16 protein-coding genes are annotated in these 17,227 nt (G+C 71.0%); 3 read left to right on the top strand and 13 right to left on the bottom strand.

Annotated features, from left to right (window positions below; all coding sequences use genetic code 11):
* Positions 1-120: 120 nt before the first annotated feature.
* Complete coding sequence (gene disA / locus AB0B68_RS00730) at positions 121-1,305, top strand: DNA integrity scanning diadenylate cyclase DisA (RefSeq protein WP_030327921.1); 1,185 nt, start codon at positions 121-123, stop codon at positions 1,303-1,305.
* A 6-nt stretch (positions 1,306-1,311) separates the two neighbouring features.
* Here disA and AB0B68_RS00725 read toward each other — a convergent pair whose 3' ends face one another.
* The 3 genes from AB0B68_RS00725 to AB0B68_RS00715 form a co-directional block, all read right to left on the bottom strand.
* Positions 1,312-2,028: a hypothetical protein gene (locus AB0B68_RS00725; protein WP_357206302.1), complete on the bottom strand. Its 717-nt coding sequence runs from the start codon at positions 2,026-2,028 to the stop codon at positions 1,312-1,314.
* Positions 2,029-2,134: 106 nt separating this feature from the next.
* On the bottom strand, positions 2,135-2,707 hold the full coding sequence (locus tag AB0B68_RS00720; protein ID WP_350857154.1) for a peptide deformylase: 573 nt from the start codon (positions 2,705-2,707) through the stop codon (positions 2,135-2,137).
* The gene (locus AB0B68_RS00715) at positions 2,704-3,216 is read right to left on the bottom strand and encodes an ACT domain-containing protein (protein ID WP_357206299.1); all 513 of its coding nucleotides are present in this window, start codon (positions 3,214-3,216) and stop codon (positions 2,704-2,706) included. Before AB0B68_RS00715 ends, AB0B68_RS00720 begins: the two co-directional genes overlap by 4 nt.
* A gap of 96 nt (positions 3,217-3,312) precedes the next feature.
* Here AB0B68_RS00715 and AB0B68_RS00710 point away from each other — a divergent pair, with 96 nt between their 5' ends.
* Positions 3,313-4,224: an A/G-specific adenine glycosylase gene (locus tag AB0B68_RS00710; protein WP_357206297.1), complete on the top strand. Its 912-nt coding sequence runs from the start codon at positions 3,313-3,315 to the stop codon at positions 4,222-4,224.
* A 305-nt stretch (positions 4,225-4,529) separates the two neighbouring features.
* On the opposite strand, the gene AB0B68_RS00705 is transcribed toward AB0B68_RS00710, so the two are convergent.
* From AB0B68_RS00705 to lysS, 3 genes are all read right to left on the bottom strand, one after another.
* Positions 4,530-7,076 carry an ATP-dependent Clp protease ATP-binding subunit gene (locus tag AB0B68_RS00705; protein WP_357206436.1) on the bottom strand — a complete coding sequence of 849 codons (2,547 nt, stop codon included), beginning with the start codon at positions 7,074-7,076 and terminating at the stop codon, positions 4,530-4,532.
* A gap of 514 nt (positions 7,077-7,590) precedes the next feature.
* A complete protein-coding gene (locus AB0B68_RS00700; protein ID WP_036392792.1) occupies positions 7,591-7,935 on the bottom strand; it encodes an Lsr2 family protein in 345 nt (114 codons plus the stop codon).
* A 112-nt stretch (positions 7,936-8,047) separates the two neighbouring features.
* Entirely contained in the window at positions 8,048-9,556 is a 1,509-nt protein-coding gene (gene lysS / locus AB0B68_RS00695; RefSeq protein WP_357206438.1) for a lysine--tRNA ligase, read from the bottom strand.
* 88 nt (positions 9,557-9,644) lie between these two features.
* Here lysS and AB0B68_RS00690 point away from each other — a divergent pair, with 88 nt between their 5' ends.
* Positions 9,645-10,385 (top strand): class I SAM-dependent methyltransferase, encoded by a 741-nt coding sequence (locus AB0B68_RS00690; protein WP_357257189.1) that lies wholly within the window; start codon positions 9,645-9,647, stop codon positions 10,383-10,385.
* Positions 10,386-10,421: 36 nt separating this feature from the next.
* On the opposite strand, the gene AB0B68_RS00685 is transcribed toward AB0B68_RS00690, so the two are convergent.
* From AB0B68_RS00685 to AB0B68_RS00655, 7 genes are all read right to left on the bottom strand, one after another.
* Positions 10,422-11,180, bottom strand: coding sequence for a type III pantothenate kinase (locus tag AB0B68_RS00685; RefSeq protein ID WP_355005943.1), 759 nt, complete (start codon positions 11,178-11,180; stop codon positions 10,422-10,424).
* 17 nt (positions 11,181-11,197) lie between these two features.
* Positions 11,198-12,094, bottom strand: a complete 897-nt coding sequence (gene nadC / locus AB0B68_RS00680; RefSeq protein WP_355005944.1) for a carboxylating nicotinate-nucleotide diphosphorylase — start codon at positions 12,092-12,094, stop codon at positions 11,198-11,200.
* Positions 12,091-13,785, bottom strand: a complete 1,695-nt coding sequence (locus AB0B68_RS00675) for an L-aspartate oxidase (RefSeq protein ID WP_357257185.1) — start codon at positions 13,783-13,785, stop codon at positions 12,091-12,093. Before AB0B68_RS00675 ends, nadC begins: the two co-directional genes overlap by 4 nt.
* A 108-nt stretch (positions 13,786-13,893) precedes the next feature.
* Positions 13,894-14,790 (bottom strand): septum formation family protein, encoded by an 897-nt coding sequence (locus AB0B68_RS00670; RefSeq protein WP_357257182.1) that lies wholly within the window; start codon positions 14,788-14,790, stop codon positions 13,894-13,896.
* 96 nt (positions 14,791-14,886) lie between these two features.
* Positions 14,887-15,315 carry an aspartate 1-decarboxylase gene (panD, locus tag AB0B68_RS00665; RefSeq protein ID WP_355005947.1) on the bottom strand — a complete coding sequence of 143 codons (429 nt, stop codon included), beginning with the start codon at positions 15,313-15,315 and terminating at the stop codon, positions 14,887-14,889.
* 46 nt (positions 15,316-15,361) lie between these two features.
* A complete protein-coding gene (panC, locus tag AB0B68_RS00660; protein WP_357206447.1) occupies positions 15,362-16,210 on the bottom strand; it encodes a pantoate--beta-alanine ligase in 849 nt (282 codons plus the stop codon).
* The gene (locus tag AB0B68_RS00655; protein WP_357206449.1) at positions 16,207-17,172 is read right to left on the bottom strand and encodes a Rossmann-like and DUF2520 domain-containing protein; all 966 of its coding nucleotides are present in this window, start codon (positions 17,170-17,172) and stop codon (positions 16,207-16,209) included. Before AB0B68_RS00655 ends, panC begins: the two co-directional genes overlap by 4 nt.
* Between the last annotated feature and the right edge of the window lie 55 nt (positions 17,173-17,227).

The following is a 17,227-nucleotide window of genomic DNA, read 5'->3' as shown; positions in this document are numbered from 1 at the left end:
GACGAGGGCGGCGAAACCGGACAGCACGTCGCAAGCGGGAAACGTTGGAAAGGGCGGCATCGTGACACATCACAGTAACCACGACAGCACCCACCGCACGGCAGTCCGTAGACTGTGCCCGTGCCGATCGACCGCGATACCACCAAGCCAGCCGGCGCGCCGCCCCAGGCCCGCACCGGCGCCGTGGGCTCGCCCGCCCGCCCGATCAGCGTGAGCGTGACTGCGGGGGCCGCCGGGAGCGCCGGAGATCCGCTACGCGCCAATCTCGCCCTGATGGCCCCGGGCACTGCGCTGCGTGACGGTCTGGAGCGCATCCTGCGAGGTCGCACGGGCGCGCTCATCGTGCTGGGCTACGACAAGGTGGTCGAGGGCCTCTGCACCGGCGGCTTCCCGCTGGACGTGGAGTTCTCCGCGACCCGCGTGCGCGAGCTGTGCAAGATGGACGGCGCTGTCGTGCTCTCCAGCGACGGCACGAGGATCGTCCGGGCGGCGGTGCACCTGATGCCCGACCCGTCCATCCCGACCGAAGAGTCCGGCACCCGGCACCGCACCGCCGAGCGGGTGGCCCGCCAGACCGGCTACCCGGTCATCTCGGTCAGCCAGTCCATGCGGATCATCAGCCTCTACGTCAACGGCCAACGGCACGTGCTCGACGACTCGGCGGCCATCCTCTCCCGCGCCAACCAGGCGCTCGCCACCCTGGAGCGCTACAAGCTCCGGCTGGACGAGGTCTCCGGCACGCTCTCCGCCCTGGAGATCGAGGATCTGGTCACCGTGCGGGACGCGGTGGCAGTGGTGCAACGGCTGGAGATGGTTCGCCGGATCGCCGACGAGATCGCCGGCTACGTGGTGGAGCTGGGCACCGACGGCCGCCTGCTCGCCCTGCAACTCGACGAGCTGATGGCCGGCGTTGACGCCGACCGGACGCTGGTGATCCGGGACTACCTCCCCGTCGGCCGCAAGTCGCGCACCCTGGACGAGGCTCTCGTCGAGCTGGACCTGCTCGGTGCCACCGAGCTGATCGACCTGGTGTCGGTGGCCAAGGCCATCGGCTACCCGGCCGCGTCCGACGCGCTCGACGCCGCGGTCAGCCCGCGCGGCTTCCGACTGCTGGCCAAGGTGCCCCGGCTGCCGGTGGCAGTGGTCGATCGCCTGGTGCTGCACTTCGGCAGCCTTCAGCGTCTGCTCGGCGCGACAGTGGAAGACCTGCAAGCCGTCGAGGGGGTCGGCGACGCCCGGGCCCGCGGCGTCCGTGAGGGGCTGTCCCGGCTCGCCGAGGCATCCATCCTGGAACGTTACGTCTGACCCGGCTCAGCCGGTGACGGTGAGCTTCACCGGGTCGCTGAGCTTCGTGCCGACCCGGGCCAACACCTGGTACGACCCGACCGGCGCGAACGGTCCTCCGGCCAGCGCGCCGTCACAACGGCTGGTGTCCCGCCCGTTCCAGGGCACCTGGTAGGAGCGCTCGAAATTCGGCGTGAAGGACTGCACGTCCGAGCCCTCGACCTTGCCGCAGGTGTCCGACGACCAGACCTTCTCGGCCCCGGACTTGATGAAGATCTCCTGGAGGTCGGCGCCGACGTTGCGGCTGCACGTCCGGTCCGACGTGTTCTTGATCCTCAGTTGCAGCTCGACCACCGCGCCCCGCTGCACCGAGGTCGGGCTCGCCGACGAGACCACGCTGATCTCGCCGTCGGTGCAGGTGCCGTCGTCCTCCGAACCGGCCGCCGCGCCCAGCGGCGGTGTGTTGCTGGTGATCCCCGGGCTCGGACTCGTCGCACCCGAATCAGCGGACGCGGACGACGCCGGAGCGCCGGTCTGCGGTGTCAGCACCGGCCCTGCGGGGCCTGACGTCGCGGCGGACGTCGCCGACGGCGACCCTCCCGCCTTCGGATCCTTGTCGCCGGAACGACCCGAACCGGTACAGGAGTAGAGCAGGACAATCAGGAACAGGAACCCCGCTCCGAGCACGACGGCGCGACGCCGCCAGTACACGGCGGGTGCCAGGGGGCCGACCGTCAGACGCATGATGCCCTCCACCGTAGCCGCGCCGTACCCGGCAGTGCGGCGCGACGCGCCGGAGCCACTCCGAGACGCCCGCGCCACCCTCCACTGAGGACGTTCCGCCACCCGGTCACAGGTAGACCTTGCGCTGATAGACCGCGTGCGCACCGGCCACCCGGTCCAGGAAGAGCAGCCCCGCACAGTGGTCGATCTCGTGCTGCAACGCCCGAGCCTCGAAGCCGTCGGTCACCAGCCGGACCGGCTCGCCGCTGCCCGGCAGATCACCCTCCACCACCAGCCGGCTGGCCCGCTTCACGTCGCCCGTCAGGTCCGGCACCGACATGCAGCCCTCCCGGCCCGGCTTCCACCGCGTCGCCTCGACCACGCGCGCGTTGCACAACACGAAGGTGCCGTGCACCGTCACCGCCTTGGGGTGCCCGGTCACGTCGACGGCAAAGACCCGAGCGCCCACCCCGACCTGCGGCGCGGCCAACCCCACGCAGCCCGGCGAGACCTTCATCGTGGCGATCAGGTCGGCCGCGAGTTGGACAGTCTCCTTTGCCGTGGGGTCGACCTCGTCCGCAGCCCGACTCAGCACCGGATGCGGGGCGGACACCACCGCCCGCACCTCGCCCGGCACGTCCAGTGACTCCGGAGTCCAGTCCCCCAGGCCGACCTCCGGCCCGCGCTCCTCGCCGGTCACAACAGGTCCGGGTCCGCCGGGCGGAGGGTGACCTCCACGCCCAGCTCGGCAGCCGTCCGGTGCAGCCGGTCGAGCAGAGTCTCCGCCACACCGGCCGGCAACTCGACCTCCGCCAGGACCACGTAGAGCGCACCGGTCAACCGGGTACTCAGGTCGGTGACATTCCCCCCGGCGTCCACCAGCACCCTCGTCATCGCCGCGACGATCCCCATCCGGTCCGAACCGTGCACCGCCATCACGTACGGCTCACCCACCGGAGGAACATCGCCGTCCGGGGTGACCGCGCGTACCGTCGCCAGCAGCTGGCCCTCGGCGGCCAGCGACGCCAGTGCGGCCTCGACCTTGGCGGCGGCCGGGCCGGTGCAGATGAGGGTCATCGCGAAATGCCCCCGCAGCCGCGTCATCGTGCTGTCGGTGAGGTTCGCGCCCAGTCGGGCCAGCACCTCCGCGACGTCGGCCACGATGCCCGGCCGGTCCCGACCGATGACGGTGATCGCGAGCTCGTTCATCCGCGCATTCTCCCCCGCCCGCCGAACGAGGACGTGGCACCCCGCCCGAGCCGCCCAACCAACGGGAACGCCGGGCGTGACATCATCGACGACGCCATGACTCAACCCGACTTCGCCACACTGGTCAGCCGGTGGTTCCAGCAGCACGCCCGTGACCTGCCGTGGCGCGAGCCCGGCGTCACCCCGTGGGCCATCCTGGTCAGCGAGGTCATGCTCCAGCAGACACCGGTGGTCCGGGTGGTGCCGGCCTGGCAGGCCTGGCTGACCCGCTGGCCCGACCCGGCCGCGTTGGCGGCGGACACCCCGGCCGAGGCGATCCGGATGTGGGGACGCCTCGGCTATCCCCGCCGGGCGGTCCGGCTCCGCGAATGCGCGGTCGCGATCGTCGACCGGCACGGCGGCCAGGTGCCGGACCGGCTGGAGCAACTACTCGCTCTGCCCGGCGTCGGCACGTACACCGCGCGGGCGGTGGCCGCCTTCGCGTACGGGCAGCGGCACCCGGTCGTCGACACCAACGTACGCCGGGTGGTGTGCCGGGCGGTGGCCGGCGAACCGGACGCCGGGCCCGTCACACGGCCAGCGGACCTGGTCGCCACCGAAGAGCTGCTTCCGACCGAACCGGCCGCAGCGGCACTGGCCAGCGCCGCGTTCATGGAACTGGGCGCGGTGATCTGCACGGCCCGGTCACCGCGCTGCACCGCCTGCCCCGTCGAGTCGGTCTGCGCCTGGCGAGCGTCCGGCCAGGAGGCGCCGGCCGGGCCGACCCGTCGACCCCAGCGGTACGCGGGCACCGACCGACAGGTCCGCGGTCTGTTGCTCGGAGTGCTCCGGGACAGCACCGGACCGGTCCCACACCAGCGGTTGGACCAGGTCTGGACCGATGACGTGCAACGCGCCCGCGCCCTAGCCGGGCTGGTGCAGGACGGGCTGGTCGAACCAGCCGGCAGCGACTCCTTCCGCCTGGCCGGTGACGGCCCGTCCCTGCCAACAGCAGACCTGACCACCTGACCTTCCACGGGCGCATCCTGCGCGCCAACTGAGGGGCTGCGCGGCCGCCCGCACGCCCGCACGGCCCGCACGCCCTACGCGGCACGCAAAGGCCGCGATCCGCGCCTTTCACCTCAAGATCGTGCTCGATCCTGGATGTAGTGGTGTCGGGCGCGCCGGATGCCACTAGATCCAGGTTGCTGCGCGATCTTGGGAGCCGAGGCCTTCACGGGGAGCGGGGACGGCGGCTCGGCGGTGTGCGGGGGCACGAAAAGGCGGGGCCCCGGTGGCTTGCGCCACCGGGGCCCCGCCCCTTGCTGGTTGTGTTACTCGTCCACGCCCGCGGCGGCGGCGGTGCCAGCGGCAGTGCCACCGAGGTCGGCCGGGACGGCGTCCGGAACTTCGATCGGCTTTTCCGAGCCCCGGAAAACGAGCTTGGACTTGTCGATGTCGTCCGGGTCGCCCTCGCAGTCCACCACGATGATCTGACCCGGGATCAGCTCGTTGAACAGGATCCGCTCGGAGAGGTTGTCCTCGATGTCGCGCTGGATCGTGCGACGAAGCGGACGGGCACCGAGCACCGGGTCGAAGCCCTTCGCGGCCAGGTACTTCTTGGCGTTGTCGGTCAGCTCCAGACCCATGTCCTTGTTCCGCAGCTGGCCCTCGATCCGCTGGATCATGATGTCCACGATCGAGAGGATCTCGCTCTGGCGCAGCTGGTGGAAGACGATGGTGTCGTCGATCCGGTTGAGGAACTCAGGCCGGAAGTGCTGCTTGAGCTCGTCGTTGACCTTCTGCTTCATCCGGTCGTAGGTGGACTCGGAGTCCTCCGACTGCTGGAAGCCCAGCGACACCGCCTTGGCGACGTCACGGGTGCCCAGGTTGGTGGTCAGGATGATGACCGTGTTCTTGAAGTCCACGATCCGACCCTGACCGTCGGTGAGCCGACCGTCTTCGAGGATCTGCAGGAGCGTGTTGAACACGTCCGGGTGGGCCTTCTCGATCTCGTCGAAGAGGACCACCGAGAACGGCCGACGCCGCACCTTCTCGGTCAGCTGCCCGCCCTCGTCGTAGCCGACGTAGCCGGGAGGGGCACCCACGAGCCGGGAGACCGTGTAACGGTCGTGGAACTCGGACATGTCCAGCTGGATGAGGGCGTCCTCGCTGCCGAAGAGGAACTCGGCGAGCGCCTTGGACAGCTCGGTCTTACCGACACCGGACGGGCCGGCGAAGATGAACGAGCCCGACGGGCGCTTCGGGTCCTTCAGGCCGGCCCGGGTACGCCGGATCGCCTTCGAGACCGCCTTGACCGCGTCCTCCTGGCCGATGACGCGCTTGTGCAGCTCGTCCTCCATGCGCAGCAGGCGCGAGGTCTCCTCCTCGGTCAGCTTGTAGACCGGGATGCCGGTCCAGTTGCCGAGAACCTCGGCGATCTGCTCGTCGTCGACCTCGCTGACGACGTCCAGGTCACCGGCCTTCCACTCCTTCTCCCGCTGAGCCTTCTGGCCGAGGAGCTGCTTCTCCTTGTCGCGCAGCTGGGCGGCGCGCTCGAAGTCCTGCGCGTCGATCGCGGACTCCTTGTCGCGACGCACCTGGGCGATGCGCTCGTCGAAGTCACGCAGGTCTGGCGGCGCGGTCATCCGACGGATCCGCATCCGGGCACCGGCCTCGTCGATCAGGTCGATCGCCTTGTCCGGGAGGAAGCGGTCGGAGATGTACCGGTCGGCCAGAGTCGCGGCAGCCACGAGGGCGGCGTCCGTGATCGAGACGCGGTGGTGAGCCTCGTAGCGGTCCCGCAGGCCCTTGAGGATCTCGATGGTGTGGGCCAGCGACGGCTCACCCACCTGGATCGGCTGGAAGCGGCGCTCGAGAGCGGCGTCCTTCTCCAGGTGCTTGCGGTACTCGTCGAGCGTGGTGGCACCGATGGTCTGCAGCTCACCGCGGGCCAGCATCGGCTTGAGGATGCTCGCGGCGTCGATCGCGCCCTCGGCGGCACCCGCACCCACCAGGGTGTGGATCTCGTCGATGAACAGGATGATGTCGCCGCGGGTGCGGATCTCCTTGAGCACCTTCTTGAGGCGCTCCTCGAAGTCACCGCGGTAGCGGGAACCGGCGACGAGCGCGCCCAGGTCGAGCGTGTAGAGCTGCTTGTCCTTGAGGGTCTCGGGCACCTCGCCCTTGATGATCTTCTGGGACAGGCCCTCCACCACGGCGGTCTTACCGACGCCGGGCTCACCGATCAGGACCGGGTTGTTCTTGGTACGGCGGGAAAGCACCTGCATGACCCGCTCGATTTCCTTCTCGCGCCCGATGACCGGGTCGAGCTTGCCCTCGCGGGCGGCCTGGGTCAGGTTGCGGCCGAACTGGTCCAGCACCAGGCTGGTCGACGGCGCGGCCTCACCCGGCGCGGCGCCCGCCGCGGCAGGCTCCTTGCCCTGGTAGCCGGAGAGCAGCTGGATCACCTGCTGGCGGACCCGGTTGAGGTCGGCGCCGAGCTTGACCAGCACCTGGGCGGCGACGCCCTCGCCCTCACGGATCAGCCCGAGCAGGATGTGCTCGGTGCCGATGTAGTTGTGGCCGAGCTGCAGCGCCTCGCGCAGCGACAGCTCCAGCACCTTCTTGGCCCGCGGCGTGAACGGGATGTGCCCGCTCGGCGCCTGCTGGCCCTGGCCGATGATCTCCTCGACCTGCTGGCGGACGCCCTCCAGGGAGATGCCGAGGCTCTCCAGGGCCTTTGCCGCGACGCCTTCACCTTCGTGGATCAGGCCCAGCAGGATGTGTTCCGTACCGATGTAGTTGTGGTTGAGCATCCGGGCCTCTTCTTGGGCCAGGACGACAACCCGTCGCGCTCGGTCGGTGAACCGCTCGAACATGCCCTCGTGCTCCTCACGTGCCGTGCGCCTTGATGGTCAAGATCTTGGCGGGGCCGGTGCACGAACGTCCAGGACGGGCGTCCGTGCCTCCTTACTCTATCGTCGCTGACCGACTCCGCTGAGGTCGTGTGTCTCTGCTCTGGGTCGGTTCCACGTCGTTTTGAACAACCGTCCGCGCTCAGGAGGTGTTCCGGTAGCCCTGTCGCTACGCGCAGAGCGAAATCCGACTGACTCGACGGAAGCCCCATCCGGGGTCCCGAAGCGCTCCGGGAGGCCCCGGAGGGCGGACCGGCGGTCGCGACGAGCGCCGCGCCGACCCTTGGGGAAGGTTATCCACAGGCTGTGGACAGCTGTTCCACTGGTTGTGGACAACGCCGGTGGGCCCGGAATGCTTCCCGGGCCCCGAACGGGCACGACGACGCCGTCCGGATACGGCGACGCCGGCCCGGAGGACTCCTCCGGCCCGGCGTCGGTGTCGCCTGCGGTGGCGGCTCGCCACCAAGCTGCTGACGGATCAGCGCTTCGCGTGGAACTCGTCCACGATCTCCTGCGGGATACGACCCCGGTCCGAGATGTCCTTGCCGGCCTTCTTGGCCCACTCCCGGATCGCCTTGTTCTGTTCCCGATCGGCGGTCGCGCCACCCCGACCGCGGGCAGCCCGCCCACCGATCACGACACCGCCACGGCCGACCTTGGTGCCGGCGCCCACGTACGACGCAAATGCATCGCGCAATTTCGCGGCGTTGGCGCTCGACAGGTCGATCTCGTACTGAACGCCGTCGAGGGCGAACTTGACGGTCTCGTCCGCGTCCCCGCCGTCCAGGTCATCGACCAGCTTGTGAATGATCTGCTTGGCCACGTCCCACATTCCTTTCGAGCAGGGTGCTCCTGCTAACGAGAGCACAATAACCCCCGCGCTGCTCGTCGCGTCAATAGGCTCCGGTTACGGCTCGGCGTACGAGCGGACGGGACTACTCCGGGCGGACCAACGGGAAGAGGATCGTTTCCCGAATTCCGAGGCCGGTCAGGGCCATCAAGAGGCGGTCGATTCCCATTCCCATACCGCCGGCCGGCGGCATTCCATACTCCATCGCCCGAAGAAAGTCCTCGTCGAGACGCATCGCCTCGTCGTCGCCGCGAGCCGCGAGCTGCGCCTGGGCCACCAGCCGCTCCCGCTGCACGATCGGGTCGACCAGCTCGGAGTACCCGGTGCCCAGCTCGAAACCGAGCACGTAGAGGTCCCACTTCTCGGCCAGACCCGGCTCGCTGCGGTGGCCTCGGGTGAGCGGGCTGGTCTCCTCCGGGTAGTCCCGCACGAAGGTGGGTGCCTCAAGGCTGGGAACGACCAGCTCCTCGAACAGTTCCTCGGCCAGCTTGCCCGGCCCCCACTTCGGGTCGACCGCCAATCCCACCTTGTCCGCGTACTCCACCAGACGGGTCCGGTCGGTGCGGACCGTGACCTCCTCGCCGAGCGCTTCGGAAAGCACGCCGAAGAGTGTCACCGACCGCCACTCACCACCCAGGTCGAACTCCCGCCCGTCGGCGTGGGTCACCACCGTCGAACCGCTCACCGCGATCGCCGCCTGTTGCACGAGATTACGGGTCAGCTCGCCGATCGTGTTGTAGTCCCCGTACGCCTGGTACGTCTCCAGCATCGCGAACTCCGGCGAGTGCGAAGAGTCGACACCCTCATTACGGAAGTTGCGGTTGATCTCGAAGACGCGGTCGACGCCGCCGACCACAGCGCGCTTGAGAAACAGTTCGGGAGCGATTCGCAGATACAGATCGGTGTTCAACGCATTGCTGTGGGTCACGAACGGTCGGGCCGTAGCGCCGCCATGCAGCAGTTGCAACATCGGCGTTTCCACCTCGATGAAGCCCTGCCCGTGCAGTGAATCGCGCAGACTGCGCACCGCGGCTGCCCGGGTGCGCACCATCTCCCGCGCCTGCGGCCGGACAATCAGGTCGACATAACGCTGCCGGACGCGTGCCTCCTCGGAGAGGGGCTTGTGGGCAACCGGCAACGGTCGCAACGCCTTGGCGGTCATTTCCCATTGCTGGGCCAACACCGACAGCTCACCCCGACGGCTGGTGATCACCTCGCCGGTGACACCGACGTGGTCGCCGAGGTCGACGAGGCGCTTCCACGCCTCCAGCCGCTCCGGCCCGACCCGGTCCAGTGAGAGCATCGCCTGCAACTCGGTGCCGTCGCCGTCCCGGAGGGTGGCGAAGCAGAGCTTGCCCGTGTTGCGTACGAAGATCACCCGGCCGGTGACAGCGACCTGGTCGCCGGTCGCGGTGTCGGTGGGCAGGTCGGCGTAGGCCGCCCGGACCTGCGCCAGGGTCGTCGTGCGGGGGAAGCCGACCGGGTAGGGCTCGACGCCCTCGGCGAGCATCCGGTCCCGCTTCTCCCGGCGGACCTTCATCTGCTCGGGAAGGTCGTCGGCGGGGTCCACTGGCACGGGGTTCTGCTCGGTCACGGCACGCTTCCTCGTCACGGAGATACAGGGGGTCAGGGCCGAGCGTACTCAAGCGTGCCGGAGGGCGTTACGGGATAACCTGCCCGTCATGGTCGATCACACTCACGCCCTGTCGTTCGGTGTCGCTGCGAGTGATTACGACCGGTTTCGGCCACGTTATCCCGAGGCTGCGGTCAGCTGGGCACTCGACGGGCTGAGCGAAGCCCGGGTGGTCGATCTCGCGGCGGGCACCGGCATCCTGACCCGCGCTGTGCTGGCCCTGGGTCACGAGGTCGTACCGGTCGAGCCCGATCCGGGGATGCGGACGCAGCTCGCCGCCAGCACCCCGGGCACGACGGCGCTGGCGGGCAGCGCCGAGGCCATGCCGCTGCCCGACGCGACGGTGGACGCGGTGCTGGTGGGGACGGCGTACCACTGGTTCGACCGGGGGCCCGCGCACGCCGAGATCGCCCGGGTGCTCCGCACCGGAGGCACCTTCGCCCCCATCTGGAACATCCGGGACGGCAGCGTCGACTGGGTGGCCGAGCTGGGTCGCATCGCCCACTTCGGGGACAAGTCGACCAGTCAGGTCTTCGGAGAGGGCGCCGACTTCGGCCCCGCGTTCGACGCCGTCGAGAAGCGCGAGTTCACGCACCGCACCACGCTCACGCCGGACGAACTGTTCGGCATGGTCCGCACCCGCTCGTACTGGCTCACCGGTTCCAGCGACGATCAGCGGCGGGTCGAGCGGGAACTGAGCGACCTCCTGAACACGCACCCCGCCCTGGCTGGGCGGGACACCATCGAACTGCCGTACCGGACGCTGGTGCTGCGCGCCCGGCGGCGCTGACGCCCGCACGGAGGCCGGCCCGACGGCGGCCGGGGGTCAGGTGTTGCGGTCGTAGACCATCCGCAGACCGATCAGGGTGATCATCGGCTCGTGGTGGGTGATGCTGCGACACTCGTTGATCACCAGAGAGGCGAGGCCGCCGGTGGCGATCACCGCCCGCACCTCGCCCAACTCCTCGGTCATCCGCTCGACGATCCGGTCCACCTGCCCGGCGAAGCCGAAGTACAGGCCGGCCTGGAGGCACTCCACGGTGTTCTTGCCGATCACCGAGCGGGGCTTGGTGGCCTCGACCTTGCGCAGTTGCGCGGCCCGGGCGGCCAGCGCGTCGAAGGAGATCTCGATGCCCGGGGCGAACGCGCCGCCGAGGAACTCACCGCGCTCGCTGATCACGTCGAAGTTGGTGGTGGTGCCGAAGTCCACAACGATCGACGGACCGCCGTAGAGGGTGTACGCGGCCAGGGTGTTCACCACCCGGTCGGAGCCCACCTCCTTGGGGTTGTCGATCGCCAACTGCACGCCGGTCCGCACGCCCGGCTCGACGACGACGCTCGGCACCTCCGCGTAGTAGCGGCTGAGCATGGTGCGCAACGACCGCAGCGCGGCCGGCACCGTCGAGCAGGCGGCCACACCGGTGATCTCGACGTTGTCCCCGGCGAGCAGACCCCGGAACATCAGGCCCAGCTCGTCCGCCGTCGAGCGGGCATCGGTCTTGATCCGCCAGGAGTGCACCAGCTTGTCGCCGTCGAAGGTCGCCAGCACGGTGTTGGTGTTTCCGATGTCGATGCAGAGCAGCACGCACGCAGCCTAGACAACTACTCGCTGCGCAGGTCCAGCGCGATGTCCAGGATCGGCGACGAGTGCGTCAGCGCGCCCACCGAGAGGAAGTCCACACCGGTGGCCGCGTACCGGCCGGCCACCTCCAGGGTCAGCCCGCCGGTCGCCTCCAACTCGGCCCGGTCACCCACCGCGGCCACCGCCCCGGCCAGCACCTCCGGCGTCATGTTGTCGCAGAGCAGGAAGTCCGCGCCGGCCTCCACCGCCTCCACCGCCTCGTCGACTGTGGTCACCTCTACCTGCACCGGCACCTCCGGGAACGCCTCCCGGACCCGCCGGAAGGCGGCGGTGATGCCCCCGGCCGCCAGCTTGTGGTTGTCCTTGATCATGGCCACGTCGTAGAGGCCCATCCGTTTGTTGGTGCCGCCTCCGGCCCGCACCGCGTACTTCTCCAGCGCCCGCAGGCCCGGCGTCGTCTTGCGGGTGTCCAGCACCATCGCCTTCGAGCCGGCCAGCGCGTCCGCCCAGGCGCGGGTGTGGGTGGCCACCCCGGACATCCGGCAGAGCAGGTTGAGCGCCGTCCGCTCGGCCGTCAGCAGCAGCCGGGTCGGGCCGGTCACCGTCGCCAGCACGTCGCCGCGGGCCACCCGCTCGCCGTCGCGGGCCAACACCGACACCTCGACGGTACGACCGAAGCCAGTCACCTCGCCCACCAGCTCGAACACGGCAGCGGCCACCGCCATCCCGGCCAACACCCCGTCCGCGCGGGCCACCAGGTCGGCGGTGTCGGTCTGATCCGCCGGAATGGTCGCCACGCTTGTGACGTCCAGGAAATCCGGGCCCAGATCCTCCACCAGCGCGCCCTCGATCACCTGCCGTACGTGCGCCGGATCCAACCCCGCCGCCCGCAACGCCGTCTCCGTCGACTCGATCACGAGTTTCCCTCCCACTGTTGCGTCACCCGGCCCTGCGCCCCGACCGCGCCGACCAGATGGCCCAGCCACCGTTCGTCGGCCGTCGGGAAGTCCTCCCGCCAGTGGCAGCCCCGGGTCTCACCACGGGCGTACGCGGCGGCAACCAACGTCGACGCCACGGTGAGCAGGTTCGTCGCCTCCCAGTCGGCGGTACGCGGCCGGCCCCGGGCCGCGCCCAGGTCGGTCAAGGTGCCGGCCGTCCCGGCCAACGTCGCCGCGGATCGGAGCACCCCCGCCCCCCGGGTCATCGCCCGTTGCAGGGTCGGCGTCACCTCCGCGGGCAGCACCCAACCCGTCCCGCCACGCCACGCGCCGGTGTCCGCCGGCTGGGCCTGCTCGGGCAGGCCGGCCGCTATGTCCTCGGCGATCCGCCGGGAGAAGACCAGACCCTCCAGCAACGAGTTGCTGGCCAGCCGGTTCGCGCCGTGCACACCCGTGCAGGCCACCTCGCCGCAGGCGTACAGGCCCGGGATGGAGGTACGGCCGCGCAGGTCGGTCCGGACCCCGCCGGAGGCGTAGTGGGCGGCCGGGGCCACCGGGATCAGATCGGTCGCCGGGTCCACGCCGATCGCCAGGCAGGACGCCACGATGGTGGGGAACCGACCGGCCAGGAAATCGCCGCCCAGGTGCCGTGCGTCGAGGAAGACGTGGTCCGCGCCGGTGGCCAGCAGCACCCGGTGGATGCCCTTGGCCACCACGTCCCGGGGTGCCAGCTCGGCCAACTCGTGCTGGCCCACCATGAACCTCTTGCCGTCCCCGTCCACCAGGTACGCGCCCTCGCCGCGCAACGCCTCCGAGACCAGCGGCTGCTGCGCGTGCCCCGCCCCGGGCACCCCCGCGCCGGACGGGGTGATCAGCGCAGTCGGGTGGAACTGGACGAACTCCACGTCGGTCACGGCCGCGCCGGCCCGCAGCGCCAGCGCCACCCCGTCCCCGGTGGAGACCGCCGGGTTGGTGGTGGCCGAGAAGATCTGCCCCATGCCACCGGTGGCGAGCACGACGGCACGGGCCAGCAGCGCGCCGACGCCGTCCTCGCTGCCCTCACCCAACACGTGCAGGGTGATCCCGCAGGCCGGGCCGAGCCCGTCCGGGCCGTCGCCGGGCGCCCGCAGGAGATCCAGCACGAGGGCGTGCTCGAACAGCCGGATCCACGGATCGCGCTGCACGGCGGCGTGCAGGGCCCGCTGCACCTCCGCGCCGGTGGCGTCGCCGCCGGCGTGCACGATCCGGTCCGCCCGGTGCCCGCCCTCGCGGGTCAGCATCAGCGAGCCGTCCGGGTGCCGATCGAACTCGGCGCCGATCCGGATCAACTCACGGAGCCGGGTCGGGCCCTCCTCGACCAGCACCCGGACCGCCGCCGGGTCGCACAGCCCGACCCCGGCGACCTCGGTGTCCCGGGCATGCGCCGCCGGGGTGTCGGCCGGGTCGAGCACGGCGGCGATGCCACCCTGCGCCCACCGGGTCGAGCCGTCGTCGATGTTGACCTTGGTGACCACCGTGACGTGCAGACCGGCCTCCCGCAGGTGCAGCGCCGCGGTCAACCCGGCCACGCCGGAACCCACCACGATCACGTCGGTGGTCTCCACCCACCCGGGCGCGGGCGCGGCCAGCAGCGCGGGCAGGGCAGGCAGGTCGACGGTCGGAAGGTCCATCCCCCCAGTCAACCCGAACCATCCTCGCCCGGGGCGGCGGGGGCGGGACGAGTGTTTTGGGCGACCCCGTCCGTCCCGCGCCGCGCCGCGCCGACCGTCAGGCCGTGGTCACTTCGTCCGGACCGGCAGACCAACCGGGCCCGCGCCCTTCAACGAGGCGGTCACCGTACGGTCGCTGAGCCACAGATAGCAGCGGACGCCCCGATCACCGACCTTCCAACGCCCCGCCCCCGGCGGACGGACCACCACGCCGCTGCGGAAGCGCAACGTGGCGTCGTCGGGTACGCCCGCGTACCGGGCCAGGACGCTACGACAACCCGTGTAGAGCGGCAGCCAGTCGGCGTCCCGGGTCGGGTACGCCAGGTCCGGTGCGCGCCACACCCCGACGAACTCGGCGTCGTGCTGTCTGCCGCACTCCACCGGGGTCAGCGTCTGCACACCCCGCCCGGCGCCACCGCGGGTCTGCTGGCAACCGAGGCGCAGCCCGGTGGGCCCCTTCAACGCGTCCCGCAGACTGCCCGACCGGACCACCACTGTCGCCGCCGCCTCGACGGTGGTCAGCTCGGTGAGGTCGCAGCGGAACCACCGGGAACCCGCCGCCCACCCCGGCCCGTTGGGCACCGCCACTGACAGCCGCAGCCGGCCGGACCGCCATTCGTCACCCACGTAGCGGGTCGCCCGGGTGTCGCACTCGGCGAACGCACCCCGCAGCTCGGCCGAACCACCCGCCGGAGCGGCCGCCCGCTCGGCCGGGAAAGCCCCGACGTGCACCGTCTCCAAACGGTGCGGCCCGGCGCAGTCCACCGGCTCATAACTGGCCAGGCTGACCAGATCGGTGAAGTCGGCGGCGTGACACACACCGGCGGCCGGAGTGAACGCCGACGGTGCCGGTAACGCCGCCCAGTCGTCGGTCAGATCACCGTCCAGCCCGCCGGACCCGGCGCAGCCCACCAGCAGCACTGCCGTCACGGCAGCGGCGAACAGGGTCGTCATGGCACGGCTCATCGCGGCCTCCCCCAGCCACCGACCGGCTTCCGCCAGCGTGCCCAGGGTAACCGGAAATGACCTTCCGGTAACAGACCGGAATCACGGTACGGGGGATCAGACTCCGGACACGGCCAACGGGCTGGGCACCGGGCTACCGGCCGTGCCAGGCGCCGCCGCAGCCGGATCGGTACCCAACTCGATCACCCGGTTGTCGGCGTCGACGTGCACGACCCGTGGCCGGTACGTCCGGGCCTCGGCGTCGTCCATCTGCCCGTACGAGATCAGGATGACCAGGTCGCCGGGGTGCACCAGGTGCGCGGCGGCGCCGTTGATGCCGATCACGCCACTGCCCCGCTCGCCCGGGATCACGTACGTCTCCAGCCGGGCGCCGTTGGTGATGTCCACGATCGCCACCTGCTCGCCGGGGAGCAGGTCGGCGGCGTCGAGCAGATCCTCGTCCACGGTCACCGAACCGACGTAGTGCAGGTCGGCCTGGGTCACCGTGGCTCGGTGGATCTTCGACTTGAGCATGGTCCGCAACATCGGAGTGGCCTTTCGCGGGTATTCGGTGGCGGGTGGTACGGCCGGGTCAGGGGCGCGGGGCGAGGTGGATCGCCGCGTTGTCGATCAACCGGGTGGCGCCCACCCAGGCGGCGATCACCAGCCGAGCAGGCCCAGCCACCGGCCCCGGTTCCAACTCGGGATCGGTGAGCACCAGGTAGTCGAGGCGGGCACCGGGCGTACCGGCGCCGAACGCGGCGTGCGCGGCGGTCAGCACCGCGGCCGCGTCCAGGCCGTCGTCGGCGGCCTGCGCGCCGGCCCGCAGCGCGGCGGACAGACTCAGCGCGGCGGCCCGCTCCGGCCCACTCAGGTAACGGTTGCGGCTGGAAAGGGCCAGCCCGTCCGGCTCCCGGACGGTCGGCACGCCGACCACCTCGACCGGCACGTCCAGGTCGCGGGCCATCCGCCGGACCAGGGTGAGCTGCTGGTAGTCCTTCTCGCCGAAGAACGCCAGGTCCGGCCGGGTGAGCTGGAGCAGCTTCAGCACCACAGTGAGCACCCCGTGAAAGAAGCCGGGGCGGCTCGCCCCCTCCAGCTCGCCGCCGAGCTGGCCCGGATCGAGGCGTACGCGGGGCTGACCATCCGGGTACATGTCCGCCACCGACGGGGCGAAGACCAGATCCGCGCCCGCCCGCCGGCACACCTCCAGATCGGCCTCAAGGGTGCGCGGGTAGCGGTCGAAGTCCTCGTTCGGCCCGAACTGCAACGGGTTCACGAAGACCGTGACCAGCACGTGGTCGGCCTGTTCCCGGGCCGCGCGCAGCAACGTCTCGTGGCCGGAGTGCAGCGCACCCATGGTCATCACCACCCCGACAGTGCCCTTCAGCCCGGCCCGGGCCTCGGCCAACTCGGCGCGCGTGTGCACCACCTGGGTCATGCGGCCACCTCCCGACTGCTGTCGGCCAGCACGCCGAGCAGCGACTGCGCGTCCACCGGCCGCAACCGGCCGGCGGCGATAGCCCGGTCGGCGGTACGACGGGCCAACGCCAGGTACGCGGGGACGGATTCCGGTGCGGTGGCCGCCAACCGGGCCAGGTGCCGCTGCACGGTGCCCGCGTCGCCACGGGAGACCGGACCGGTCAACGCGTCGTCACCGAGCCGCAGCGCGTTCTCCAGGGCGGCCTGCAGCAGCGGGGCGAGCACCTTCTCCGGCCGGGCAACCCCGGCGTCCCGCAACCGGTCGGTCGCCTCGTTGACAAGGGTCACCAGGTGGTTCGCGCCGTGCGCCAGCGCGGCGTGGTAGAGCGGGCGGTCCGACTCGGCCACCCACTCGGGCACGCCACCGAGGTCGGCGACCAGCCGGGCAGCCAGCGGGCGCAGCTCCGCCGGGGCGGTCACACCGTACGAGATGCCGTCCAGCCGGGTCAGGTCGTCCGGCGTACCGGTGAAGGTCATCGCGGGGTGCAGGGCGAGTGGCCGGGCGCCGGCCGCGACGGCCGGCCCGAGCACGGCCAGGCCGTGAGCCCCCGAGGTGTGCGCGACGATCTGCCCCGGGTGCAAAGCGCCCCGCTCGGCGAGGTCGGTCACCACACCGGCCAGCCTGTCGTCCGGCACCGCGATCAGCAGCAGGTCGGCGGCGGCGTGGGCTACGGCGGTGACCGGGCGACGGGGCACCTCGGGCAACAGCAGGGCGAGGCGGGCGCGGCTGGCTCCGGAGCTGCCGGAGACGGCGACCACCCGGTGCCCGGCGGCGGCGAGCGCGGCGCCCAGCACGGCGCCGACCCGACCGGCGCCAATGACACCGACGGTGAGCAGACGGGAGGTGCGGGGAGTGGCGGAGGCACCGAGAACGGCGGGCCCCTGCGGGGCGGCCGAACGCGGGCGCATCGGTGCGCTCATGTCGACGATCCAGTCCTCGAGAGGGGTACCGGTCGATCGCAAGTATGCGCCCGGC

Source organism: Micromonospora sp. NPDC049049 (genome assembly GCF_040649115.1).
GTDB lineage: Bacteria > Actinomycetota > Actinomycetes > Mycobacteriales > Micromonosporaceae > Micromonospora.
This window is presented reverse-complemented; position numbering and strand designations above follow the sequence as displayed.